The sequence below is a fragment of the Floridaenema flaviceps BLCC-F50 genome (genome assembly GCF_041929275.2).
GTDB lineage: Bacteria > Cyanobacteriota > Cyanobacteriia > Cyanobacteriales > Aerosakkonemataceae > Floridanema > Floridanema flaviceps.
Window position 1 is genome coordinate 1,751,011 of sequence record NZ_JBHFNR020000002.1, and the last position, 25,282, is coordinate 1,776,292.

Sequence of the window (25,282 nt, forward strand, 5' to 3'; positions counted from 1 at the left end):
TAAAAATTAAATTTATGAATAACTAGATAAAATTTGGAAATATTCCAGGTTAAATTAAGATATGAATTCAGGTACAAGTTTTATTGACGCAACTAAACAATGGTTAAATTTATGTCTCTAGAAGACCTACAAAACGATTATAGAGAAGCCTTAGATGAAACACTCAATCATCTAAATGTAGTCAATTTATTAGTGGCGCAAATAGAATCTAAAATGGAACAAGTGAGAGATTCCATGCAAAATCTCTGCCAAATCGTAGAACAAATTATAGAAGCACAAAATCAACAATAATCTTAGGTAAAAGATTTTATGATGTTAAACCACCCAAAATCTCTTGAATTGCCTCGCGTAACTGAGAAAGATTGATTGGTTTAACGAAATATTTTTTCGCCCCTAAACTGAAGGCACGTTGTTGATCCGATTTAAACGCATAAGCGGAAACAACAATGATTGGCACTTGTTGAGCGATCGGTAATGCTTGCAATTGTTTAAGTATACTGTAACCATCAAGGTGAGGAATTTTCAAGTCTAGTAAAATTAGGTCTGGTCGGAAATTAGACAGGGCGGGAAAGAATGCTGCGCCATCTGCGATCGCCAACACCTGATATCCCAAACAACTCAAGTAATCACTCAATAGTTGTCGAGAAATTTCATGGTCTTCAACCAGTAGAATACGGCTAGATAAAAAATTTTGTGTTTTTGAATGAATAACAGTATTTTTTCCTGATTTTGCCATAATTTTAGCACGGTTAAAATTTAAGTGTAATTTCCAGCAATGCCATTGCTGCTAATTTAGTAAAACATTAATATGCGGTATATGAAATAGTTGTAGATTGATTAGCTTGGGATGACAGGCAACCTGAGATAAAAAATCAAAAAATAATAGCTAATTGGCTCTTAGCAATTAGCTATTACTCAGAAACTATAGTGTATTGAAGAAAATCAGCAACCGACTGGTAAATAAATTATCCAGCTTGCTGTTGTTTACGTTTGGCAGCTAACAAACCACCCAAACCAATTAAACCGAATACTACTGAAGGTTCCGGTACTGATGCAGAGGGAGGAACAACACCTCTGAGTGCAACTTCGTAGTTACCAGTGTGAGATAAACCATCGTTACCTAGCCCAGAATTATTAACTAAACCGGATCTTGTAGCGTTGAAGCTGTACAGGAATCGCTCAATACCACCATAGTTAACCTTAACTACTTCGCTGACTTGGAAGCCATTATTGATGAATGAGGCAAATGGTCCTAACTGAGAAGCATAGAATGCTTTGGCATCGAAGTGACCTGCCAAACCAATCAAGAGGTCGCTGCCGCTGGTGGTGACGTAGGAGATATTGGGGTCACTGCTGCGTTGGAAACCTTTAACCTGATCGTCTAAAAAGTTGATGTAGGCTAATTGACGCAGCGCTGAGCTAGGTAAAAAACTCGGTAGCTGCAATGCTGCTTTAATTGCGCCTTCATTAGCTGCCAGACCAGAAGCGTCATAAAAAGCGTTAAACCAGGTATTTGCAAAGTTATTGACACCGTAGGCTGTATTTAAGGTTGGGCCAAACCAATCTGTTGCGGTCAAGCTACTGAGGGTGAGGGATTTACCTGCAACTGTACCTTCAATGTTGGTGCGAGCGTTAGAGGCTAGAAATTGGTCTTTTGTAAGTTGTTCGCTGCTAGCAAATAACTCAACGTTACCGCCAGGGGCACTGCTATTCCCTGCCAAGATAGCATCCAACCTGCTCATGTCGTTAGTCAAGCAGGTGCTGGTTGCCCCACAACTTCCGTAGTTGTTGTCGTAAAGCAGGACATCGTTGTTACCTGTGATGGTGTAGGCGAAGCTAGGGGCTTGGGCGATCGCACTCATGCCAGCAGCTGAGGCAGCGATGAAAAACTTCTTCATAATACTAGACATTTTTATTGATCTCCAGAATCTACAGGTGTGTTTACAGCCGAGCCAACTACTAGGGTTGAGTGCTTGATTCTTATATAGATGCAATTTCTTAAGATTTATAAATTGATTATGCACTCAGATATTGCAGAGGACTTCATTTAATCCTAAGTTTATTCTAAGCAATTAGCTAACGGCAATAGGTGAAATATAAATAAATTTCACCTAAAGCTTCCATGAAGAATTCGGAGAAAAGAAGTTTTTTTTGCTAGTGATTTTACGGATACAAAAACTTAGAAATTCTGTTTACTGCTGTTTCTAAAATCTGTGGTTGATGTACTAGAGCAAATCTCACATAACCCTCACCAAATTTACCGAAACCTGCGCCCGGTGCTACAGCAACACCCGTATTTTCTACGAGTTTGGCAGCGAATGTGAGGGAATCACTAGCCCAAGCTTCTGGTAATTTTGCCCAAATATACATAGTTGCAGGAGGGGTAGGCACTTCCCAACCTATACGATGTAGGGCTTGAATAAAGGTGTCGCGCCGATCGCGCAAAATTGCCACATTTGATTTAACGTTATCTTGCGGGCCACTTAAAGCAGCGATCGCGCCATTTAAAATCCCGCGATATTGGTTAAAATCAACGGCTGCTTTGACTTGGCGTAAAGCTTTAATTAAAGCTGGATTACCAATGGCAAAACCGATGCGAAAACCACCCATGTTGTAGGATTTCGACAGGGTAAAAAATTCGATCGAAACGGTTTTTTCCGGATCAGCTTGTAAAATCGAAGGTGCGATGTTCTCCGTAAATACTAAATCCAAGTAAGGGAAATCATGTACTAGTACCAAGTTATGTTGCTGACAGAAAGCCACTGCTTTTTGGAAGAATGATATTGGTGCGATCGCAGTTGTGGGATTATGAGGATAACTCAACACCATCATTTTGGCTTGAGCTAAAACTGTTGATGGTACTTCTTCAAATACAGGCAAAAACCCATTTTCCGCCCGCAATGGCATTGGGTAAATTTGACCGCTAGCTAGGTAAACACCTCCCATGTGAGAAGGATAACCAGGATCTAAAAGTAGGGCGAAATCCCCTGGATTGAGAACTGCTAAAGGTAAATGGGCAGTTCCTTCTTGAGAACCAATTAAAGGTAAAACTTCGGTTTCTGGATTGACAGAAACACCGAATTTTTTAGTGTACCAGTCAGCAGCGGCTTGACGAAAATCTCTAGTTCCGTGAAATAATAAATAGCCGTGAGTGCTAGTATCTGTTAAAGCTTGTGCGATCGCGTCGGTGATATGGTTTGCTGCGGGTAAATCCAAAGATCCTAACGACAGATCTATAACTTCCAAACCTGATGCTCTGGCTTTAGCTTTCGCTTGATCCATATCAGCGAAAACATTGTGTTGTAGAGGTTCTAAACGTTTAGCGAATTGCATATTCTGAAAATTCTTCTTCGTTCATGGTTCATTAGACCGCTTGCTAAAGTATTTTTGGTTCCAACTTGGTTGAAGGTCAAAGGGTAAAGTTCAAAGGATTTTTCACCCTTTCCCCAACCCTTTTCCCCTAACTTCTGCAAGAAGTCTAATTACTGATTTGACAGATGTGCTTCTAGCATATTGGTGATTCTCTGTTTGGTGTTCTTTGCTTCGATTCCCTCAAGAGATTCAATCACCTCGCCGTTTTTAAACAGCCTTAGTGCAGGAACTCCTTCCACCTTGTAGTTTTTTACTGCTTCGGGGTTAGGATCTACTTCCATTTTGACTACTTTTAGGCGATCGCCATAAGTTTCGGCTACCGAACTAACTAATGGAGCCATTAGTCGGCATGGCCCACACCAAGCTGCCCAGAAGTATACCAATACTGGCTGCGTCGCTTTCAGCACTTCGGTTTCAAACTCAGTATCGAAGATGGTTATCACGCTGCTCATCAAAAACTCCTTGGGTCTGAAAGCCCATGCTTTAGCACGACTTTGTGTTACGATAATAGGATGAGTTAAGACCACAACAGAATGCAGACTATATCTGTAAAATGCAAGCTTCAAGTCCCTGTAAACTTGCGGCAAGAAATAGACCGCACTTTGCAGGGTTTTGCCGATGCTTGTAACCAGATATATGAGGTAGCTACAGCAGAGAATTGTTGGAATACAACCAAGCTTCACCATAAGGTTTATAAACCAGTGAGAGAAGCTACAGGATTGAAAGCCAATCATGTTTGTCAAGCAATTCGTCGTGTTATTGGTAATGCCAAAGCTGTTAAGCAAATCCACAAATTTAGACCGACATCTATAAATCTGGATGTTCGGACTTTTCAATACATTGAAGAACTGCAAACTGTTGGCATTACTTTGATGTGTGGTCGAGTTAAATTTAAATTGAGTATCGGCAATTATCAGTTGGCTTTGCTCAAGGGACAATCCCCAACTGCTGCCACTCTCAACAAAACTAAACGAGGCGACTACTACATCAATATCTGTGTCGATCTGCCGACCCCTCCCACTGGCAAAACACCTAAAGTAATTGGTGTCGATCTGGGTAGAAGAAGTATTGCTGCTACTTCTACAGGTAAATTGTGGAATGGGGAACAGATTCAAAACGTTCGAGATCGATACAGCAAAGTTAGAGCTAACGTTCAATCCAAACGCACTAGGAATTCGAGAAGACTTCTTAGAAGGCTTTGTGGGAGAGAACAAAGATTTCAGAAGTGGTTGAACCACAATATTTCCAAGCAGCTTGTTCGGGAAGCTAAACAATTTAATGCGGCACTGGCTTTTGAGGATTTGACCAATATTAGGGAGTCCTTGAATCAAAAACCAAGGAGCAAAACTGAGCGTCGTAGAACTAATAATTGGGCCTTCTATCAATTGAGGTTGTTTACTCAATACAAAGCCAACATCGCTGGAATTCAAATTGTATTTGTTCCACCTGCTTACACCAGCCAAACCTGTTCTCGCTGCTATCACATTCACCCAGTCAAGGGTAAATCGTATCGCAACGGAAAGGTTTTTAAGTGTGGGCATTGTGGGCTGGAACATGATGCTGATGTGAATGCGGCTAATGTTATTGCTGCTTTGGGGACTTCGTTTGTAAGCAGTCCCGAAAGTCCGGGGATGAGTTGTCAATTAGAGGGGCAGTTGTCTCTATGAACCGATAACTCAGATCTGTGGCTAAAGCTCCGTATCTTTAGATTGGAGTAAGCTTACAGCACACCCAACAACAGTCAATTATCAGCTTATCCCACTCAATGCCTCATTCCAACAAGTTGTTCCTAAAGCACAGAGCGATCGCTGGTATAGTTTGGCTCCCGAAGCGCTAACCACCTCGTTTTTCTGCTGGGACTAAATTAGCTGAAATTATATATTTAACAAGAGAAAACTTTAAAAACTCTTCATCAAAACTAGGTGGAAACACGAGAATCGGCTTGTAAATTATATGCTAGCGTGTGTAAGCGTGCATCTATACATAACTTTCAGAGGGTTGTCTGCTAATAAAAATTAAATAAAAATCCAGAGAATTTACTAATTGTGTTCATCACAGCATTCGGAATGATAGGCGATTAGTGTAAAAGCTGTGCAATCTACCTACTCCCTCTGAAAAAGCACTTACCACAGAATTTTTCACGATTAACACCCATTTAAAGTTGGGGGAGAGTACCATAATGAGAAGCTTTTCGGGCAAAAACTACTATCAAATCGGTCTATCGCTAACAGCCTTGAGTGTTACAGCTGTCATCCATGCTGGGTCGGCACAAGCCGCAACCTTTACTGTTGGTGGTTATACTTGGGATTCAGCTAACTCGGTAGTTAGTGGATCGATCGTCTCTGGCGAAAAAATCTCTGGTTTTGATGCTTCTTTCCGGGAAAGCCAAACAGTCGGTTCAATTTTAGGTTTTGGTTCCAATACCTCAGTAGACCTTGGTGATAGCACGAATCGGGGCATGATTGAACTAAACTGGGGACAAGGAAAGTCTTTAGTAAACGCAGATGGCAAAGACTTTGTAGTATATGAAAACGGTAGTGGAGGATCACCGGAAGCATTTGCCGTAGCTGTTCGCAAAGTTGGTCAAAACACTTTTAGCCAGTTTCTCTATCAATTTAGTAGTGGTTTTGAACCTAACGTTTTTGCTACAGGTTTCGATTTAAGCGATTTTGGCATTGGTGAAAAGGAAGAAATTGATGCCATCCGAGTCATGAATTTAATTGCAACCGATAAAGTAAGTGGTGCTGACGGACAAGGTTTTGTGGGAGGTAACTTTTCCCCTTTAACTGGTCCATTTGGCATTGGAAGTTATACTTCTGATAAATTCGATGCTGATATTACTTATGTAGTCGGTTTGCATTCGCCAAAACCAGTACCTGAACCTAGTTCTATCTTAGGTTTACTAGCGTTGGGTGCCATAGGTGTTACTTCCAGACTATTACGCAGAACTTAGAGGATATTTCAACTCAGATCCCCGACTTCTTGAAGAAGTCGGGGATCTAAAACTCAGATCCCCGACTTCTTCAAGAAGTCGGGGATCTAAATATAGACTAAGAAGTTTTCTTCTTAGTAGAAGTGGTTTTAGTGGTCTTTTTAGCAGTGGTAGTTTTTTCGCTAGTTTTAGTTGCCGAACTAGTTTTTTTACTACTAGTAGATGTGGTTGATTTTTTCGACTTAGTAGTAGATTTGGTTGATTTTTTAGCAGCTAAAGCTTCCAGTGCTTTTTCCAAAGTGATAGTTTCCACAGTTTCCCCTTCTGGGATGGCTGCATTAGTTTTACCATGCTTGATATAAGAACCATAAGGCCCTTCATAGATATTCACTGGTTCATCATCGCTGGGATGATTGCCCAGTTCTCGCAAAGGTGTTTTAGTCTTAGAACGAGCACCGCCTCTGGTTTTCTTGGGTTCAGCCAAGATTTCTAATGCACGATTGAGGTCAACTGTCAATACATTATCACTGGCTTTCAGAGAGCGAAATTCTTTGCCTTCTTTGCCTTGGTCGTAGACGATGTAAGGGCCGAAACGTCCTAAACCTGCTTGGATTTTGCCTCCGGTTTCTGGGTGAACGCCGAGATTTCGGGGTAAAGCAAGTAAACCTAAAGCCATTTCCAAAGTAACGTCTTCTTGGTTAACACCTTTTGGCAGAGAAGCACGTTTGGGCTTTTTGTTTTCCTCGGAAACTTCCCCTAGTTGCACATAGGGACCATAAGTACCAATCAGAATAAAAATTGGTTCTCCGGTTTCTGGGTCAATGCCGAGTTTTTCTGGCCCTTCGGTTTTTTGTCGGAGGATGGTTTCTACTTGTTCTGGGTCTAAGTCTGCGGGTGTGAGGTCTTTGGGAATAGAAGCGGTAACTACACCATCGCCTTTTTCGGCTTCGATGTAGGGGCCAAATTTACCGATTCTCACTTTAGCAGCGAGATTTTCTAGTTCTACGGTACGCGCTTCTCCAGGGTCTATTTGGCTTTCCCGTTCTTTGACTTGGGTTTCTAGACCTTTTTCTCCTTGATAGAATTGCCGCAGGTAGGGTAGCCATTGGGCTTCGCCTGTGGCGATGTCGTCTAGGGTTTGTTCCATTTGGGAGGTAAAGCTGGTGTCTACCAAGTCGGGGAAATGTTTTTCTAACAGACTGGTGACGGCGAAGGCGGTGAAGGTGGGGACTAGGGCGTTGCCGTTCATTTGGGCGTAGCCGCGATCGATAATCGTACTAATAATACTCGCGTAAGTACTCGGACGACCAATGCCTTCACTTTCTAAGGTTTTCACCAAAGAGGCTTCTGTATAACGGGCGGGGGGTTGAGTTTCGTGACTAACTGCTTCCAGTTCTTTACAATCAGGATGATCCCCAACTTTTAAAGGTGGCAGAATTACTTCTTGGTCTTCGATGGCTGCATCTGGGTCGTCGGAACCTTCCACGTAAGCACGTAAGTATCCGGGAAAGTCGATGCGTTTACCTGTAGAACGGAAACCTGCGTCTTCTACTTGTAAATCTACGGTAATTAAAGTTTGGCGAGATTCTGCCATTTGGGTGGCGACGGTACGTTTCCAAATTAAATCGTACAGTCGGAATTCTAAACCACTAAGTCCGGTTTCTTGGGGAGTGCGGAAAGTGCTACCTGCGGGACGAATGGCTTCGTGGGCTTCTTGTGCGCCTTTGCTTTTGGTGGTGTATTTGCGGGGTTGGGGGCTGAGGTATTGACTACCGTACATTTGTTCGACGCAGTTCCGGGCAGCTGCGATCGCTTGTTCGGACAAATGCACCGAATCTGTCCGCATATAGGTAATATAGCCCTGCTCGTACAAACTTTGAGCAATCCGCATTGTGTCACGGGCGGAAAGGTGCAGTTTGCGGTTAGATTCCTGTTGTAATGTGGATGTGGTAAAGGGCGGTGCAGGTTTGCGAGTAACTGGACGTTCTTCAATATTGCTAACTGTCCAAGTTTTGTCTAAAAGTCTTTCTCGCAAAGCCAAAGCTTCAGCTTCATTAAGGACAACTACATTGCGTCCGGCGATGATTTGCCCTGTAGTTTCGTCAAAATCACTGCCTGTGGCAACTTTTGTCCCCGCTAAAGTTATTAATTTGGCATCAAAAGGCGATTTTTCTTTTTCTAAAAGGGCTTTTAAATCCCAATAAGTTGCTTGATGGAAGGCGCGACGTTGACGTTCTCTTTTCACCAATAGACGAACGGAGACAGACTGGACTCTTCCCGCTGAGAGTCCCCAAGCGATCTTTTTCCAAAGTAGGGGTGAGAGGGTGTAACCTACGAGTCTGTCTAAAATGCGCCGCGTTTCTTGGGCGTGGACTAACTGTTCGTCGATGTCACGACAGTTTTTTAAGGCTTTGCGGATAGCGTCTTGGGTAATTTCGTGAAATACCATCCGCTTAATAGGCACTTTAGGTTTAAGAACTTGCTTTAAATGCCAGCTGATGCTTTCCCCTTCGCGGTCTTCGTCAGTTGCTAGTACCAGTTCGGTAGCTTCTTTGAGGGCATCTTGTAGTTGTTTGACTACTTTCTTCTTTTCTTTGGGGATCACATACAGGGGTTCAAAGTCTGCTTCTACGTTCACCCCCAACTGTGCCCATTTTTCCCCTTTGACTGTTTCGGGTATTTCGTCAGCAGATGAGGGCAAGTCACGGACATGACCCATCGATGCTTCTACCCGGTAGTTGGAGGGGAGGAAGTTGCGAATGGTGCGTGCTTTGGTGGGTGATTCGACTATAACAAGGGTTGACATGAGAACTTATACAACAGCAGCTAGGCTAGAGAGTTAATTTAGAGTTTTTCAAGCAGAAGGCAGAGGGGCAGAGGGGCAGAGGGGCAGAGGGGCAGAGGGGCAGAGGGGCAGAGGGACTCCAGAAGTTTTTCCCTAACCCCTAACCCTGCGCTTGTCCCCTTGTCTTGTTGTCCTCGCGTCAGTCTCAACCAACTATTTTTGACCATACTCTTGATATCTGGCTCTCCTATTTACACTTATATAGGATATGAATCACTACAATTTGATTTAATGTGCAGTTTAAGCCTTGTGTGGTAAGGTTTTGAGGAATTTATTTTTTTAAAGCAAGTTTGTTAACTTTCTTTGTTGAGTGTTTGCCGTCACTCCCGAATTGCTGAGTTCGAGTTGCGATCGGGCGATCGCTCTTGAAGTAGGAAACTTTTACTTATGATATCTAAAATCTTAATTTGGGGAGCGATCGTCTAATAACGCAAGTTGCTAGTTATAACTGTAGATTTTTCTTAGCCCCCCTTATCAAGGGGGGTTGGGGGGATCTAAACTTGGAAACACAGCGTTAGATCCCCCCTAGCCCCCCTTGCAGAAGGGGGGAACAAGAAAAAATTAATAACTAGCAACTTGCGTTAATAATTGACTCAGGAAAGGATCTATAAACTCAATGACTACATTCTATCGTCTGCAAGGAGTCGATTTTGAATGGGATGTTAACAAAGCCTAAAGCAATGTAGAAAAACATGGTGTAACGTTTGAAGAAGCAGCCGAAGTTTTCTTCGATCCGTTTTATCAAGAAGGTGATGCTAGTGCTAATAATGAACTTCGCAATTTCATCATTGGATATTCTCTAGCTCAACGATTGTTACTGGTGATTTATGTAGAACGTAGATTGCGAATTAGAATTATTTCTGCTCGTCCTGCTACCCGTAATGAAAGTAAATTGTATGAACAATCATGAGGAAGAAGTTAATTTACAGTTACGTCCCCGTCCTACAGAAACAGTTTTTCTGGAAATTCCTCAAGATACTTTAAAATCTTTGCAGGAAGTAGCACAAATACGGGATATGTCTTTGTCTGCTTTGCTAAAATTTTATGTCGGTCAGGGTTTACGACAAGATTTAGCTAGAATGTTTGGCGATCGCATCATCGAAAAAACTGCTCAAGTGCTGTCTCGACACATTGATTCTGAAGAGAAAATCTCTACTATTATCCAAGAAATTCTAGGGGAAATTATGCCCAAAAATCGCTGATTGGTAAAGTTGAATTCGGCGTTGGGGAGCAATTTTAGGTATAAGTTTTAACCAATACTAAGTGTAGATTGGGGTTTATCTCAATGGAACAAGAAGACTCCCGTTAAACTGCGTTGTAACGGGAGATGAATGTGACCAACTAACTCAGAAGCGAAGCATCGATTTTAGCCAAGCGATCTATCCAATCTTCGATAACCTGAGTCATGGTTTTTTCCTTGCTTGCTGCGTATAGTTTTAGCTTGTTGTATCTGCGTTCTGACAACCTAAATCTTAATGACTTTTCTTTCATAATGTGTACACATAACGCCACCTTCATGTAAGTATAAATGTAGGTTGTTAACTGCGAGAACGTGAGGAAACAGGTAAAACGTCCTACTCCGTGATCTCGAAATTCCTAGCCGTCAATGGTGTAAAACTAAGTCCACACGGTAAGGACGAGAAAGAAATTGAATAAACTACCTTGGGGCACAAGGAAAGTTACGCTTGGGGAGTAGTCCATAAGAGTGCTTGCCCTAAAAGGTGTAGTCGGACTAGACATGAAACTGTAAGACCAAATCTGACACAAGTTGGAAGTGGCAAGATTCAGCCCAAGAATCTCCCGTTACATCCTTTCTTGATTAACGGTGAGAGTGTCAACTGTGGCATCTCAATACCAGGAAACCGGAAAAGTTGTTGAATATGTGACGTAGAACGCAATAATATTAAGTGTCCTGGTCTGTATGGCTAATCCCCAAATTTTATAGGATCTATGAGTTTTGCTGAACTTGCAGCACAGCTAAATGCTGGAACAATTTTGCCGGAGTCAATTGTAATTGCCACACTGATTGTAGTGTTAATGGTTGACTTAATCGTGGGGCGGACTTCGACTCGCTGGACTCCTTATCTAGCAGTCGCAGGTTTACTCGCCTCCGTTGTCGCCCTTTTCTATCAGTGGGATATCACTAACCCAATCTCATTTTTGGGTGGCTTTAACGGTGATGCCTTAAGTGTAGTGTTTCGCGGCATTATCGCTTTGTCCGCAGCAGTGACAATTTTGATGTCGATTAGCTACATTGAGCAATCAGGCACTTCTTTGGGCGAGTTTGTTGCGATTTTGCTCACTGCGACTATTGGCGGGATGTTTCTCTCTGGCGCAAATGAGTTGGTGATGATTTTCATCAGCTTGGAAACTCTGAGTATCTCCTCTTACCTGCTGACAGGTTACACTAAGCGCGACCCTCGTTCTAATGAAGCGGCGTTAAAATACCTGTTAATTGGCGCTTCTAGTACGGCAATTTTCCTCTATGGTATATCTTTGTTGTATGGTTTGTCCGGTGGGGAAACTAAGTTAAGTGCGATCGCTGCTGGGTTGGCTGCTGGTAGTGGTCAATCTTTGGCTTTGGTAATTGCTTTAGTGTTCGCTATTGCGGGTATCGCCTTTAAAATTTCGGCTGTACCTTTCCACCAATGGACACCTGATGTTTATGAAGGTTCTCCTACTCCGGTAGTTGCTTTCCTTTCGGTTGGTTCAAAAGCGGCTGGGTTTGCTTTAGCTATTCGCTTAATGGTGACAGCTTTCCCCTTAGTTAGCGAACAGTGGCATTTCATTTTTACCGCCCTTGCTATTCTCAGCATGGTGTTAGGAAATGTGGTGGCTTTGACTCAAACTAGCATGAAGAGATTGTTGGCTTATTCTTCGATCGCTCAAGCTGGTTTTGTCATGTTAGGCTTAATTGCTGGTACGGAAGCAGGTTACTCCAGCATGGTGTTTTATATGTTGGTTTACCTGTTCATGAATTTGTGCGGTTTTACCTGTGTAATTCTGTTTTCTCTGCGGACGGGAACTGACCAAATTAGCGAATATTCTGGGTTATACCAAAAAGACCCTTTGTTAACTTTGGGTTTAAGTCTTTCTCTACTTTCTTTAGGTGGAATTCCGCCTTTGGCTGGATTTTTCGGGAAGTTGTATCTGTTTTGGGCTGGTTGGCAAGCTGGTCTTTACCTGTTAGTTTTGTTAGGTTTAATTACCAGTGTGGTTTCGATTTACTACTACATTCGCGTCGTGAAAATGATGGTGGTAAAGGAACCTCAAGAAATGTCCGATGCAGTGAAAAATTATCCGGCTATTACTTGGAATTTGCCAGGAATGCGGGCTTTACAAGTGGGTTTGGTGGTGACTTTAATCGCTACTTCTTTGGCTGGTATTTTGTCAAATCCTCTGTTTAATTTGGCTAATGGTTCGGTTGCGAAAACTCAAATGTTGCAATCAGCTGTGATTAGTTCGGAGGTTGTTGAAGCTGCGACTCAGGTTTCGGCTATTCAACAGTGAATTAGTCAAAAAAGAGTTACGCCTGACTTTTTAGGTCGGGCGTTTTTTTTACCACAGATGTCCACAGATAAACACAGATGTTTACTTGATTTTTTGTTGGGTGGTTGAGGTTTTTTAGGAACGCAGATGAATGCAGATGAACGCAGATTTAATTTGATTTTGGCTGATTTTTTGCCCATCGCTGCGATCGCAACTACTCCCACTGCTGCTAAACTTTTGTTACCTGTTTGTCAGGGGATAAATGCAGTTCTTTGGGTTCCAGAATCTTTAAGGGAAATTAAGGGAACTGAAGTTTATTCTGGTTCTTTAAGGGAACATCTTGCTAATATTTGGTCGCAATATCGCGGTTTTATTTTCGGTTTGGCAACTGGCGCTGTTGTTAGGTTAATTGCACCTTTATTGAAAGATAAATCTGTCGATCCGGCAGTAATTGTTATTGATGAAAATGGTAAGTTTGTAATTAGTTTATGCGGTGGTCATCAAGGTGGTGCCGATCGGTTGGCGCGTGCGATCGCACTTCAATTAAATGCTACCCCAATTTTAACGGGTGCGGCTAATGGTTTAGGTTTACCTGCTATCGATTTGTTGGGTGTTCCTTTTGGTTGGAATAAAGGCGCAGGTGATTGGACAAAAGTAGCTGCTACTATTGCCAGAAATGAACCTGTTCAAGTAATCCAAGAAGTAGGTTCTACTCTCTGGCAAAATCATCTCCCAGAAGGTCATTCTTTCTATTTTGAAAATAATGAAATTACCCAGTCCCCAGTCCCCAGTCCCCAGTCCCCAAAAGCAAGAATTTGGATTAGTTTCACCAAAAGAAAGTTTTCCCCTGATTCAGATTTACCGAAAGTACAATGGCATCCGCGAGTTTTATGGTTAGGAATTGGTTGTGAAAGAGGCAGTTCTAAAAAGTTAATTGAAAGTGCAATTGAACAGGTTTGTCAAAGGTATCATTTGGCGGAAGGTGCGATCGCCGGAATTGCTACAATTGATATTAAAGCTGATGAAGTCGGTTTAATCGAAGTTTGCCGAGAAAAAAATTGGCCTTTAAAAACTTTTTCGGCGGAAGTTTTAGGTAAAATTAATGTACCCAATCCTTCAACTATTGTCGCAGCGGAAGTGGGAACTCCTAGTGTGGCGGAAGCTGCGGCGATTTGTGCTGGATTAGGGATGACAGGCAAGATGCCTGTCCTACAAGATGGGGCTAGTTTATTAGTTAAAAAACAAATTTTTCGTCTAGAAGGAGAACGTGGGGCTGTGACAATTGCTGTGGGATTATCAGATAAGGAATATAGCGATCGCACTGGGAAAATTTTACTAATTGGTACGGGGCCAGGTCAATTAGAACAAATGACTATTGCCGCACAAATGGCAATTTCTCAAGCTGATGCTGTGGTTGGTTATTCTTTATATATTGACTTGATTACCCCTTTATTAAAACCAGGTCAAATTGTGGAATCTTTGCCCATTACTCAGGAAGTGGAAAGGGCGAAAAGAGCGATCGAATTAGCAGATAAAGGTTTAACTGTGGCGGTGATTTCTTCGGGAGATTCCGGGATTTATGGGATGGCTGGTTTAGTATTAGAAGAACTGCAAGCGCATGGTTGGGATGGGCAAGTTCCGGGCGTGCAAGTGTTTCCCGGAATCACGGCTTTACAAGCTGCTGCTTCTTTAGTAGGTGCGCCGTTAATGCACGATTTTTGTGCGGTTAGTTTGAGCGATTTATTAACGCCTTGGGAAGTAATTGAAAAGCGATTGATTGCAGCAGCAGAAGCGGATTTTGTCACGGCTTTATATAATCCGAAATCCCAAACTCGCACTGAACAGATTGCTTTTGCTCAACAGATTTTTTTAAAGTATCGTAATCCGACTACACCAGTGGCGATCGTCCGTTCTGCTTATCGGGAAACCCAAGAAATTACGATTACTACTTTAGAAAAGTTGCTGGAAAGCTCGATCGATATGTTGACAATTGTGTTAATTGGTAACTCAAATACGCGGATTCATGGCGAATGGATGATTACGCCAAGGGGTTACAAAGTCGAGGGAATTGAATACAGCGATTTGTAGGAATTAAGGAGTTTTTGTAATACTGTAGGGGCGAAGCATTCGGGCGACTATCTCTAATAAAAAGCGACAATTTATATATCCGAATGCTTCGCCCTGCCTTAGCGACAATTCATACATACGAATGCTATTTCTGATAAAAACCGACAATTGATATCCTCGAATGCTTTTAATCTGTTGGGGATGACAGAAATTTAAATTGTTTTTATATGGGGCAGGGCGAAGCATTTGGGCGACTATCTCTGATAAAAACCGACAATTTATATACCCGAATGCTTCGCCCCTACAGATTACATTATGTGTAATTAAACTAATTTTAAATCGGTTTAAATTTGGTAATATTTTCTTCATCGTCTTCCCAGGTGAGAGGATTTTCAATAATATAGCGTCTGATATTATTATACGCTTGTTCGTTACGGATGATTTGTTCGTAGTAATTACGTTGCCAAATTGTGCCAGAGTTTCGCGTGACGCGGTTAACTTGGCGAGTACTTACTGATTTAAAGTTTTGCAAAATTGCACTTAATGAACCTGCTTTAGTTCCATTGGGTAAAGATGTTTCAGAATTAATTTGCGTTGTTAATGATTGGTTGTTAACAGTATTATTTTGCTGTTCGGTAATCACAATAATCCCATGTAAGTGATTGGGCATAATTACAAAAGCATCGAGTTCAATAAATGGGAAATGACGGGGTAAATTATGCCAAACTGCTGCAACAGTTTTACCTGCAATATTTGGCTGCATATTTCCGTTAATAATTTCCCCTAGTAAACATCGCTTTTGATGACAGCAAATCGTGAAATAATATGCACCTTCTTGGGAATAATCATATCCTTTGAGGCGAATTGAACGATGATGGTGAATGTCAGGATTATAATTCATATTATTCAGAATTTTCCGGGAACCGCTCTGGTAAAACGACGTTGGAAGAAGGATTGATAAGTTGACTCAGGAACGGCTAGATAAAGTTTTCGTCCTGGGTCAAATTTTTCACCTCAAAACATGACTGCTATTTCAATTTTACTGGTAAAATTAATTGGGACTTACAAATTTTATGCGATCGCTATAAAGTTAAGGAAAGATCGCCATGACTCAAGCTGTATCCAAACAAGTTACATTTGACGAATTTATTGTTTGGTATCCAAATAACTATAAATTGGTTGTTTGTTTGGTTAGTTAGCCTGTCATTTAGCCATAGCAGAGGTGGAATTAAATAATGTCTAAATATTCATCTGAACAAGAGAAAGTTTTAGTACAGCAAGTGCAAGAAATGATGCAACTAGCAATTAACTCACTCAATAGTGGTCAACCAGTTGATGCTCTGCGAATTGCGGAAAAAGCATCATCAATGGGAGTAAATGTACCGGAAATGAACTATCTCAGGTCTATTTGTTTGTCTAATGTAGGACGGCATAGAGAAGCTCTAGCCGCAGCACAAGCAGAATTACTGCTTAACCCAAACCATGCCAAAGCACAAGCTCAAGTTGACAATTTAACTATAATCTTATGTAAATCGGAAACAAAAATTCCCACTCAGGAACGTACTTGGAACACAACACTTCCATACGACACTCTTCTATCTATTCAAAAAGCCACTATGACCCATTCATATCGTGGTATTCCCCTGCTAAAAAATCCTTTTGACTTGGCGATTTATCCCATCTTAATTTGGAATTTAAAACCGCGTACAATTATAGAGATTGGTTCTAAGGATGGAGGTAGCGCTTTATGGTTTGGGGATATTTTAAATAATTTTGCTATTGACGGGCATATTTATTCGATCGATATCGTTAAAGTCACCTCCTTAACACATCCTCGTGTAACTTTTATGGAAGGTAATGGAAGAACATTATCAGAAACATTATCATCAGAATTTCTGAATATGTTGCCTCGTCCATTATTGGTAATTGAAGATGCAGACCATAGTTACGAAACCAGTAAAAACGTTTTAGAATTTTTCCATCCTTATCTGAAAGAAGAAGAATATATTGTTGTTGAAGATGGAATTATTTCTGATTTAATGCAAGATACTTCATATACTAGTGGGCCTCATCTGGCATTAAAAGAATTTTTGGCTAAGTATCAAAATGAATATGAGATTGACAGTAGCTATTGTGATTATTTTGGGTATAACATAACCTGGTGTACAAATGGGTTTATCAAAAAATTAACCGCTCCACTAGAGTCTGATGAATTCATTTATAGCTTAAAGTTGAGAGAAATTAATTTAATTCTCTTCCCGGATTGGCAACAACCTGAAGATTTACTTTATCTTGAGTTAGAAAGAGTAATTAGTAATATTTTAAATCATCCTGATAAAAACAAAATAGCCATACTATTTGATACAACTAATATTCCTGAAGAAGATGCAAATTTAGCTTTATCTGCGGTAACTATAAATCTGTTTATGGAAGCAGAGATCGAGGAAACAGATATTCCAGAAATTTTCTTGCTGGCAAAGATTAACTCAAGGCAGTGGTCTAATCTGTTGCCTCAAATTCATGGTCGGATTGTCTTAGAAAATGAAAATCAATCAGCAATATTACAAGCTGGTGCAGAAAATTTACCTGTCTGGAAATTAGATAGTTTAGTATAAGAGCAATTCTCGTTCGCCACTAGAATCAGTTACGATCGCAATCTCCCCGACCTTAAAATACTAATAATCAACCACAAACCCAGAAAACTCGCCACCCCAAATAAAGCATTACTCAACACAGAAAACTGACTTGTTTGCCCTTGAGAAGAAATAATCGCTGCGCCAATAATTAACGAACCAACTACAATACTAAAAGACAAGCGATTAGCGGAAACATCTAAACTTCGCCGCAACCCATCGAAATCTTTGATAGCTAAATTCCACTTCAAAGATTCGGAAGTTACTCTGTCTAAAAGTAACTCTATTTGTCGGGGAGATTCTAAAGACAAACTTTTAACATCTAAAGCTGTCCTTAATAAAGTTTGTAAAGGATTATCTCCCAACAGTTGCCTCTGAAATAAATCTGTCATTAATGGTTTTATTTCATCTAACAGGTTCACTTCTGGGTCAAAAATTCTTGCCGATCCTTCTAAATTCGCAACAGTTTTTGCATATAAACCCATGTTACTGGGTAATCTAATCTTATTCTCTCTAGCTATCTGTAAAACTTCATAAAATACTTTGGCAAAGCTGATTTTGGATAAACTTAAATTGTAATATTTCCGCAACATTCGTTCATAAGAAACTTCCAAATTCGCTAAGTTGTCCGGGTTGGCAGAATCAGCTAGTTGCAATGTTAATTGGGTGCAACGTTGTGCGTCCATATCGACAATTGCTAATATCATTTCTGTCAAAATGCGCTGACTGCGGGGGTCTAAACGACCAACTAAACCACAGTCTAATAATGCGATTCGACCATCTTTTAAATAGAAGAAATTGCCGGGATGAGGATCGGCGTGAAAAAATCCATCAACATAAAGTTGTTGAATAAAAGCCCGAAATAATAGCCTCGTAATTTCCCTTCTCTCTTCTTCGGGAGAAACGCCATTTTTTTGACTAAAATCTGCTGTTAAAAGTGGTTCTCCGTCCAACCATTCTAATACTAATAATTTGCGCGTGGTTAAATCCCAATAAACTTCAGGAATCACTAATTTTTTGGGATCAAACCAGCGACTCGTAGACATATTTTCGTGCAACTGTTTAGTGTAGCTGGCTTCTAAAATAAAGTCTAATTCATCTCTTAATGCTTTAGTAAATTCGTCAGCTAAACCTTTGATGTCGTAAGTTTGTCCAATCTCGGTCCGATCGACCAACTCCGCCAATCCTCTGATTAAAAATATATCTTGTTCAATAATTACCTCTATTCCGGGACGCTGAATTTTTAAAGCTACTTCTCTGCCATCAATTAATTTAGCACGATGGGTTTGCGCGATCGATCCAGCTGCGATCGCTTGGGGATTCACAAAACCAAAAACCTCTTCTAAAGGCTGTTTTAATTCTTGGCGCAAAACTACTTCAATATCTTGCCAAGAAACTGGCGGAACTGAACTTTGTAAAGTCGATAACTCTTCAATATATGATGCTGGTAAAAGGTCAGGACGAGTACTTAATAATTGTCCTAATTTGACATAAACTGGCCCTAATTCTATGAAAATTTTCCGTAAAACAGCCGGAGTTGGCAACTGTGGCTTCTCAGCACTACCACCAGTCAACAAACCCCGCATATAACCCCAACCATTGCGAAGGACGACTTCTGCAATATCTCTTTGACGGGAAACAGTTTGAGTTAAAAACATAATTGGTAGTTGGTAGTTGGTAGTTGGTAGTTGGTGATTGGTAATACGTGAATGTAATTAGCTTTACAACTTCACTGATTTTTATTAATCATTTACTGTTTTAACAGGAATGGGTTTAATCCAAAACAAAAAAGCTTTAGTTAATTCTAACCAAAGCTGGGAAATTATACATCTGTCGAGAGTTTTAGATTTTACAAAAGATGAGTAAATCTGGGATCTTCTTGGATTTTTTTCAAGACTTGCTTGATTTCCTGAGTACGTTCTTTTTTGACAATTAAAGTGACGTTACGATCGCGCACTACCACCACATCCTCTAATCCAATAGTAACAATTACCTCATCTTCACCTTCAGCATAAAGGATACTTCCTTGGGTATCCATTCCCACATGAGTTGCTAATTCTACATTCGCTTGTTCGCCTTTTAACAAACGTTCGATCGCGTTCCAATCACCCAAATCATCCCAACCAAAAGCCGCCGGAATCACATAAGCCAAATTAGTTTTTTCCATCAAAGCATAGTCAATACTTTTCTTCGGTAATTGTGAATAAGCAGCTACACCTTGTTCTTTTAAAGGAGTGAGAATTTCTGAAGCATGAATCGCCAATTCTTTAAGGACAACTCCCGCCCGAAACACGAACATTCCGCTGTTCCAGCTAAATCTACCTGTCGCTAAAAACTCTTCTGCTGTTTCGCGATCGGGTTTTTCTGTAAATCGATTTACCCGATAAACTAACGATTTCCCAAAAGTACCTTCCGCCTCTCCTTGTTCAATATAACCGTAACCAGTAGAAGGCTGATTTGGTTTAATTCCTAAAGTGACGATCGCCTCTTTTTGGGTTGCTAATTTAGCAGCATCTTCTAAAATTTGTTGATAAGCTGCTTCATCTGCAATCCAATGATCTGCAGGAAAAAAACCAACTACTGTATCATTACCATAACGTTTGGCAATTTCTAAAGTTGTCCAAGTAACCGCAGGCGCAGTATCTCTTCCTTCTGGTTCTACTAATAAATTTTCTTCTGGTAATTGGGGGAGTTGTTCTTTCACTCCTTCGGCTAAAATTTTAGAAGTACAAACCCACAATTTATCCCAACCACCTGCAACTGATAATAGTCTATCAGCCGTTGCTTGCAACAGACTTTTGCCACTACCATCTAAACTCAAAAACTGTTTCGGACGTTGTTTGCGGCTGAGGGGCCAAAAGCGTTCACCTTTGCCACCTGCTAGAATTACGGGGATTAACGAGTTAGTCATTGGTCTTGAGTAAATATTAGTACTATTAGCGACTTGGCTTCATCGTACTAGGTTTTTCCTGGTCGAATTTAAACTTTTGAACAAGGAAGTTTAAAAAATTGATGATTCATTCAGTCAGGGATACCGAGATCTGCGGAAACCTAGTTTTGCGATCGACCATCTGTATCATTAACATTCTTATGCTAATCTTGATGTCTGGAAATCTTAAACTATGAAGTGATTCTCTTTTAGAGAACTTATTGAATGGATAAGGCTAGTTATTGAATGGATAAGGCTAGTTTACGTCGATCGCTACTAAAAATCCGGCAAATTCTCCCGAAAACAGAATGGCAGGAAAAAAGCGATCGCATTTGCACCCACTTACAATCTTCTCCCATCTTTAAGGAAGCAAAAACCGTTTTAGCTTATTTTAGTTTCCGCCAAGAACCAGACTTAAAACCCTTGTTTGCTGACAATTCTCGACGTTGGGGCTTTCCTCGCTGCGTTGGTAAGGAACTCTCTTGGCACTTTTGGCAAGCGGGAGATCACTTAGAAACCAACAAATTTGGTATTTTAGAACCTCTTGCCAATGCGCCTACTTTAGATCCCAGTAAAGTTGATTTAATTTTAGTTCCTTCTGTGGCTTGTGATGTGCGAGGATATCGATTGGGCTACGGTGCGGGATATTATGACCGTTTATTAACTTTACCTGAATGGTCAAATAAACTAACTATTGGAGTTGTGTTTGAATTCACTTATTTGGTAGAGATCCCGATCGATGAATGGGATCAATCTTTAACAGGAGTTTGTACGGAAACCGGGGTAAAACTTATTAATAAACATCAGGGATAAAAGCTAAATAATGTTTGATAAACAGCAGATTTTTAAATCTAAATTTTCCCAATGGTCAGGGGGAAAATATGTTTTGATGTATGGGTTGCTGGGTGCGATCGCTCTAATCATGCTCTTTCCTTTATTCTGGTTAATTAGCACCGCCTTTAAATCACCCTCAGAAAACATTTTTCAATTCCCACCACAATTTTTCCCGACGCAACCAACCTTCGATAATTTCATCCGAGTTTGGCAATCCCTACCTTTTGCCCAATACTTATTTAACAGTACCTTAGTAGCAGGATTAACAGTTATTTTAAACTTGTTATTTTGTGCTTTAGCGGCTTATCCCCTAGCCAGATTGGAATTTAAAGGCAGAAACATAATTTTTGCCATCATCGTTTCTACGATCATGATTCCTTTTCAAATCGTGATGATTCCCTTGTATATTTTAACAGTACAATTAGGTTTAAAAAACAGCTATTTAGGAATTATATTTCCCAGTTTAGCCTCAGCATTTGGCATTTTCTTATTGCGCCAAGCCTTTCAAGGAGTACCCAAAGAATTAGAAGAAGCCGCCAGAATGGACGGTTGTTCCGAATTAGGAATTTGGTGGTTTATCATGTTACCAGCAATTCGCCCAGCATTAGTAACTTTAGCAATTTTTACCTTCATAGGTTCTTGGAGTGATTTCTTATGGCCCTTAATAGTAATTGAGCAACCAGAATATTACACTTTACCTTTAGGCGTAGCCAGATTAGCCGGGACATTTTCCTTAGATTGGCGGTTAATAGCTGCGGGTTCAGTAATATCGATCGCCCCAATTTTGCTATTATTTATTATCCTGCAAAGATACATAGTTAAGAGCGATTTAGGCAGTGGTGTTAAAGGTTAGATTTCCGATACAAAGAAACCCGGTTTCTGAACCCTAAGTAGGTGCAAATAAATAAAGTGAAAATAGTTATCTATCAATGGGGCGGGCAAGATGCCCACCCCACAATAAAGCTGAAAATCTTGTGGGGTGGGCAGGAGAGCCCGCCCTTGTTTTACTTTATTTAGATCTACCTACTTACTTACAAAGAAACCCTTACAAAGAAACCCGGTAACTTCTGCCAAACCGGGTTTCTGGGGTGTTACTCAAAAAATAAATATCCCAAATCAAGGCAGAGAAATAAAGTTAGATTGAGTAATCGAATTAGCAGTAATTCCCTTCAAAGTTGCTAACAATTCGTTACTGCCAAGCAACCTAATTAAGGTATTATTTTCGCTTTGCACAATTGACAATTGTGGGAAAGTTAAACCACCCGATAAACCTAACAAATCCACCCCTACTTGGAAATCACTAATTAGCTCACTGCCTTTAGCAGATAACACAAATCGATCGCTACCATTGCCACCTACCAGATAATTATTTCCGTTATCACCAAAGAGCAAATCATTACCATCACCACCAACTAAGGTGTCATCACCTTGACCACCATAAAGAGTATCATTTCCGGTTTCACCAAAGAGCCAATCTGCACCTTTATTGCCAAAGATGGAATCATTTCCGTTACCACCGCAAATTTCATCATTACCATCTCCACCGTTGAGAGTATCATTACCATCTCCACCGCAGAGAAAATCATTACCTAAATCGCCAAAAAAGCGATCGTCTCCAGTTCCTCCGAACAGAAAATCATTTCCTTTACCACCGAAGAGAGTATCATTACCATTCTGGGCAAAAATAAAGTCAGTGCCAGCATTACCGTAAAGCAAATCATTACCTTCACCGCCAAAGATGGTATCGTTATCGCTGCCTCCCAAGGAATCAATAGTACCAGCACCAAAAATGGTATCGTCGCCTAGATCTCCAGCTAAAACATCATCATTTTGATCGCCGTATATTACATCATTACCTTTACCACCGCGCACCAAATCATTTTTTTGACCACCGCGAACAGTATCATTGCCTTGGTTGCCATTTACGAAATCAATATCTTCGTTACCGTTGAGAAAATCGTCGCCTTCACCACCAGAAAGCCAATCATTTCCTTTACTACCATAAAGGCTATCACTTCCAGTTCCGCCAACTAAATTATCATTACCCCCTTCGCCTAGTACAAAATCATTGCCACCTAAACCGAAAAACTGATCGTTTAACTGTGTACCGACAATAAGTTTATTGTTGCCATCATTATTTATGGAATTGTTAACTGGATTCAAATTCGATAAACGAGCCGACAAATTATTCAGATCGGGAGGAGTAATAAAATCACAGTAGCACTCAAACTGATCGACAATAGGAAGGCTGGCGTTATTAGAAGTACCAATGTTGTAGCCATTACCACTAGTTAAAACCAGTTGGACTGTTTTACCCGCTTCAAATACTGCGCCTGCTACAGAAGTGACTTTTAAGATAGCAGTTCTTTGTCCGGCAGCAATGGTAAAACTGGTTGCAGTCAGGTTGGTAATATTTGAGCTTGCCGCTAGGTTGTAGTTGGTAGTGAGGCTGGCAGTTCCGGCGATGCTATAGTTGATGGTCAGACCGCCTGCTGGTGCGGGGTTATCTAAAGTGATGACAAAAGTGCCATCGGTGCTGCCTCTTTCTCTGCTAGTAATGTCAGAGGCAATGGTGATGGTGGGTAAAACTTCCTGTTTGGTGACGAAGTTGGTAGTGCTACTGGAAATACCTGCGGTGTAGATGTTGCCATTATTGTCGGTGGCGATGCCGTAGCCGATCGCTAAATTACTACTATTCCCGGTATTATTACCTCCCACAGTGTTCACCGAAGTGACTTTGCCATTGCTGTCCAGTTTGGCTAGGAAGAAGTCACTGTTTCCTTGGGCAGTGACGATCGTACTCCCAAAGGTGACGCTACCAATGAACTCGCCTGTGGTGTAGATGTTGCCGTTACTGTCGATCGTGATGCCATTACTTGTAGCAGAGTTACTCACCCCCAAATTTTTCGCCCAAGTGATGTTACCACTGCTGTCCAGTTTAGCTACGAAGATGTCACTGCTTCCTTGGGCAGTCAGGATGGTACTCCCAAAGGTGATACTGTTAGAAAATTCGCCTGTGATGTAGAGGTTGCCACTTTTGTCGCCCACGATGCTTCTGCCAATCTCAGTGGCGTTGGTGGTATTACCGAAACCTTGCGCCCAAAGTACGTTGCCATTACTATCCAATCTGGCGACGAAGATATCACCGCTGCTTCCTTGAGCAGTCAAGGAACTATTCCCGAAGGTCGCTTTGTCCCTGAATTCGCCTATGATGTAGGCGTTGCCGTTACTGTCGGTGATAATACTCCTACCAATGTCGTCTTGAGTACCCCCCAAGCTTTTCGCCCAAGTGACGTTACCACTGCTATCCAGTTTGGCTGCGAAAATATCTCGATCGCCACTGGAAGTCAGGATTGTGTTCCCGAAGCTGATGGAATCAGAGAAATAGCCTGTAACGTAGAGGTTGCCGCTACTGTCGGTAGAGATGCTGCTACCTTGGTCGTTGTTGTTAGAACCGAAACTTTTCGCCCAAATAAAGTCGCCATTGCTGTCCTGTTTGGCTACGAAAATGTCTCGATCTCCTTGGATTATGGGAATAGTTCCCAAGGAGACAGGAGTAGAGAAAGCGCCTGTGGTGTAGAGGTTGCTGCTTTTGTCGGTGGTGATACTGTAACTCACCGTTCTACCAGCAGTAGTTCCCAAATTTGTTGCCCAAGTGATGTTGCCACTGCTGTCTAGTTTGGCTGTAAAGATGTCTTGCTCTCCGATCGAAGTTAAGATCGTACTTCCGAAGGTAACGCTGCCACTGAACTGACCTGTAATGTAGAGGTTGCCGCTACTGTCGCTGACGATGCTGCTGCCAACCTCGCTGGAGGTATCACCGAAATCTTCCAACAAAATACCATCGCTCATACTCTAATTCCTAATAACTCCTCCCTTAGTTAGATGATAGTGGGATTTCCTTGGTTCCCAGGCGATTAAAAGCACTTTTCAGGTAAGTGAGGTACAAAGAAACCCGGTTTCGCAGAAGTTACCGGGTTTCTTTTGTGTACTTCACTTACCTGCAATCTGCTGTAATAGGATTAATGAACAGGATTAATCAAAAAATCTGCTAAATCTGTAAATCTTGGTTAACTTTTCTTCTTAATTCAAAACTCTGTAAGGGCGGGTTTTGTTGTTAATTCTTCTGCTGCGATTACAGTATTGGCGACTTCACCCGCCCCTACAAACTCAAAACTTTT

At 41.2% G+C, this 25,282-nt stretch carries 18 protein-coding genes and 2 pseudogenes; 10 read left to right on the forward strand and 10 right to left on the reverse strand.

What is annotated here, in order from left to right; genetic code table 11:
- Positions 1-111 precede the first annotated feature (111 nt).
- Positions 112-291: a hypothetical protein gene (locus ACE1CI_RS28115; protein ID WP_413263859.1), complete on the forward strand. Its 180-nt coding sequence runs from the start codon at positions 112-114 to the stop codon at positions 289-291.
- Between the two features lie 16 nt (positions 292-307).
- On the opposite strand, the gene ACE1CI_RS28120 is transcribed toward ACE1CI_RS28115, so the two are convergent.
- The 4 genes from ACE1CI_RS28120 to ACE1CI_RS28135 form a co-directional block, all read right to left on the reverse strand.
- A complete protein-coding gene (locus tag ACE1CI_RS28120; RefSeq protein WP_413263858.1) occupies positions 308-736 on the reverse strand; it encodes a response regulator in 429 nt (142 codons plus the stop codon).
- Between the two features lie 229 nt (positions 737-965).
- Positions 966-1,910, reverse strand: coding sequence for an NF038130 family PEP-CTERM protein (locus ACE1CI_RS28125; protein ID WP_413263857.1), 945 nt, complete (start codon positions 1,908-1,910; stop codon positions 966-968).
- A gap of 253 nt (positions 1,911-2,163) precedes the next feature.
- Positions 2,164-3,333 (reverse strand): LL-diaminopimelate aminotransferase, encoded by a 1,170-nt coding sequence (locus tag ACE1CI_RS28130; protein ID WP_413263856.1) that lies wholly within the window; start codon positions 3,331-3,333, stop codon positions 2,164-2,166.
- 149 nt (positions 3,334-3,482) lie between these two features.
- Positions 3,483-3,827, reverse strand: a complete 345-nt coding sequence (locus tag ACE1CI_RS28135; protein WP_413263855.1) for a thioredoxin family protein — start codon at positions 3,825-3,827, stop codon at positions 3,483-3,485.
- 78 nt (positions 3,828-3,905) lie between these two features.
- On the opposite strand from ACE1CI_RS28135, the gene ACE1CI_RS28140 reads away from it, so the two are divergent.
- Both ACE1CI_RS28140 and ACE1CI_RS28145 read left to right on the forward strand, forming a co-directional pair.
- A complete protein-coding gene (locus ACE1CI_RS28140) occupies positions 3,906-5,039 on the forward strand; it encodes an RNA-guided endonuclease InsQ/TnpB family protein (RefSeq protein WP_413263854.1) in 1,134 nt (377 codons plus the stop codon).
- Positions 5,040-5,551: 512 nt separating this feature from the next.
- Complete coding sequence (locus ACE1CI_RS28145) at positions 5,552-6,325, forward strand: PEP-CTERM sorting domain-containing protein (RefSeq protein WP_413263853.1); 774 nt, start codon at positions 5,552-5,554, stop codon at positions 6,323-6,325.
- Positions 6,326-6,422: 97 nt separating this feature from the next.
- On the opposite strand, the gene topA is transcribed toward ACE1CI_RS28145, so the two are convergent.
- Positions 6,423-9,110: a type I DNA topoisomerase gene (gene topA / locus ACE1CI_RS28150; RefSeq protein WP_413263852.1), complete on the reverse strand. Its 2,688-nt coding sequence runs from the start codon at positions 9,108-9,110 to the stop codon at positions 6,423-6,425.
- Positions 9,111-9,765: 655 nt separating this feature from the next.
- Here topA and ACE1CI_RS28155 point away from each other — a divergent pair.
- From ACE1CI_RS28155 to cobJ, 4 genes and pseudogenes are all read left to right on the forward strand, one after another.
- Positions 9,766-10,059, forward strand: a pseudogene (locus ACE1CI_RS28155) (BrnT family toxin).
- Positions 10,046-10,351 carry a hypothetical protein gene (locus tag ACE1CI_RS28160; protein WP_413263562.1) on the forward strand — a complete coding sequence of 102 codons (306 nt, stop codon included), beginning with the start codon at positions 10,046-10,048 and terminating at the stop codon, positions 10,349-10,351. Before ACE1CI_RS28155 ends, ACE1CI_RS28160 begins: the two are co-directional and overlap by 14 nt.
- Before the next feature lie 748 nt (positions 10,352-11,099).
- Positions 11,100-12,659, forward strand: coding sequence for an NAD(P)H-quinone oxidoreductase subunit N (locus tag ACE1CI_RS28165; protein WP_413263563.1), 1,560 nt, complete (start codon positions 11,100-11,102; stop codon positions 12,657-12,659).
- A 126-nt stretch (positions 12,660-12,785) separates the two neighbouring features.
- A complete protein-coding gene (cobJ, locus tag ACE1CI_RS28170) occupies positions 12,786-14,726 on the forward strand; it encodes a precorrin-3B C(17)-methyltransferase (protein ID WP_413263564.1) in 1,941 nt (646 codons plus the stop codon).
- Between the two features lie 313 nt (positions 14,727-15,039).
- Here the strand turns inward: cobJ and ACE1CI_RS28175 are convergent, their stop codons facing one another.
- A complete protein-coding gene (locus ACE1CI_RS28175) occupies positions 15,040-15,606 on the reverse strand; it encodes a transposase (RefSeq protein WP_413263565.1) in 567 nt (188 codons plus the stop codon).
- Between the two features lie 5 nt (positions 15,607-15,611).
- A pseudogene (locus ACE1CI_RS28180) lies at positions 15,612-15,701 on the reverse strand (fatty-acid oxidation protein subunit alpha); the annotation flags it as partial.
- Positions 15,702-15,940: 239 nt separating this feature from the next.
- Between ACE1CI_RS28180 and ACE1CI_RS28185 the strand changes: the two are divergent.
- Positions 15,941-17,320 carry a CmcI family methyltransferase gene (locus ACE1CI_RS28185; protein ID WP_413263566.1) on the forward strand — a complete coding sequence of 460 codons (1,380 nt, stop codon included), beginning with the start codon at positions 15,941-15,943 and terminating at the stop codon, positions 17,318-17,320.
- Between the two features lie 29 nt (positions 17,321-17,349).
- Here the strand turns inward: ACE1CI_RS28185 and ACE1CI_RS28190 are convergent, their stop codons facing one another.
- Together ACE1CI_RS28190 and ACE1CI_RS28195 are read right to left on the reverse strand one after the other, a co-directional pair.
- On the reverse strand, positions 17,350-18,996 hold the full coding sequence (locus ACE1CI_RS28190) for an ABC1 kinase family protein (protein ID WP_413263567.1): 1,647 nt from the start codon (positions 18,994-18,996) through the stop codon (positions 17,350-17,352).
- A 191-nt stretch (positions 18,997-19,187) separates the two neighbouring features.
- Entirely contained in the window at positions 19,188-20,249 is a 1,062-nt protein-coding gene (locus ACE1CI_RS28195) for a mannose-1-phosphate guanylyltransferase (protein WP_413263568.1), read from the reverse strand.
- Between the two features lie 264 nt (positions 20,250-20,513).
- Between ACE1CI_RS28195 and ACE1CI_RS28200 the strand changes: the two genes are divergently transcribed.
- Together ACE1CI_RS28200 and ACE1CI_RS28205 are read left to right on the forward strand one after the other, a co-directional pair.
- Positions 20,514-21,080, forward strand: coding sequence for a 5-formyltetrahydrofolate cyclo-ligase (locus ACE1CI_RS28200; RefSeq protein WP_413263569.1), 567 nt, complete (start codon positions 20,514-20,516; stop codon positions 21,078-21,080).
- Positions 21,081-21,156: 76 nt separating this feature from the next.
- Entirely contained in the window at positions 21,157-21,954 is a 798-nt protein-coding gene (locus ACE1CI_RS28205; RefSeq protein WP_413263592.1) for a carbohydrate ABC transporter permease, read from the forward strand.
- 263 nt (positions 21,955-22,217) lie between these two features.
- Here the strand turns inward: ACE1CI_RS28205 and ACE1CI_RS28210 are convergent, their stop codons facing one another.
- The gene (locus tag ACE1CI_RS28210; protein WP_413263570.1) at positions 22,218-24,953 is read right to left on the reverse strand and encodes an SBBP repeat-containing protein; all 2,736 of its coding nucleotides are present in this window, start codon (positions 24,951-24,953) and stop codon (positions 22,218-22,220) included.
- Between the last annotated feature and the right edge of the window lie 329 nt (positions 24,954-25,282).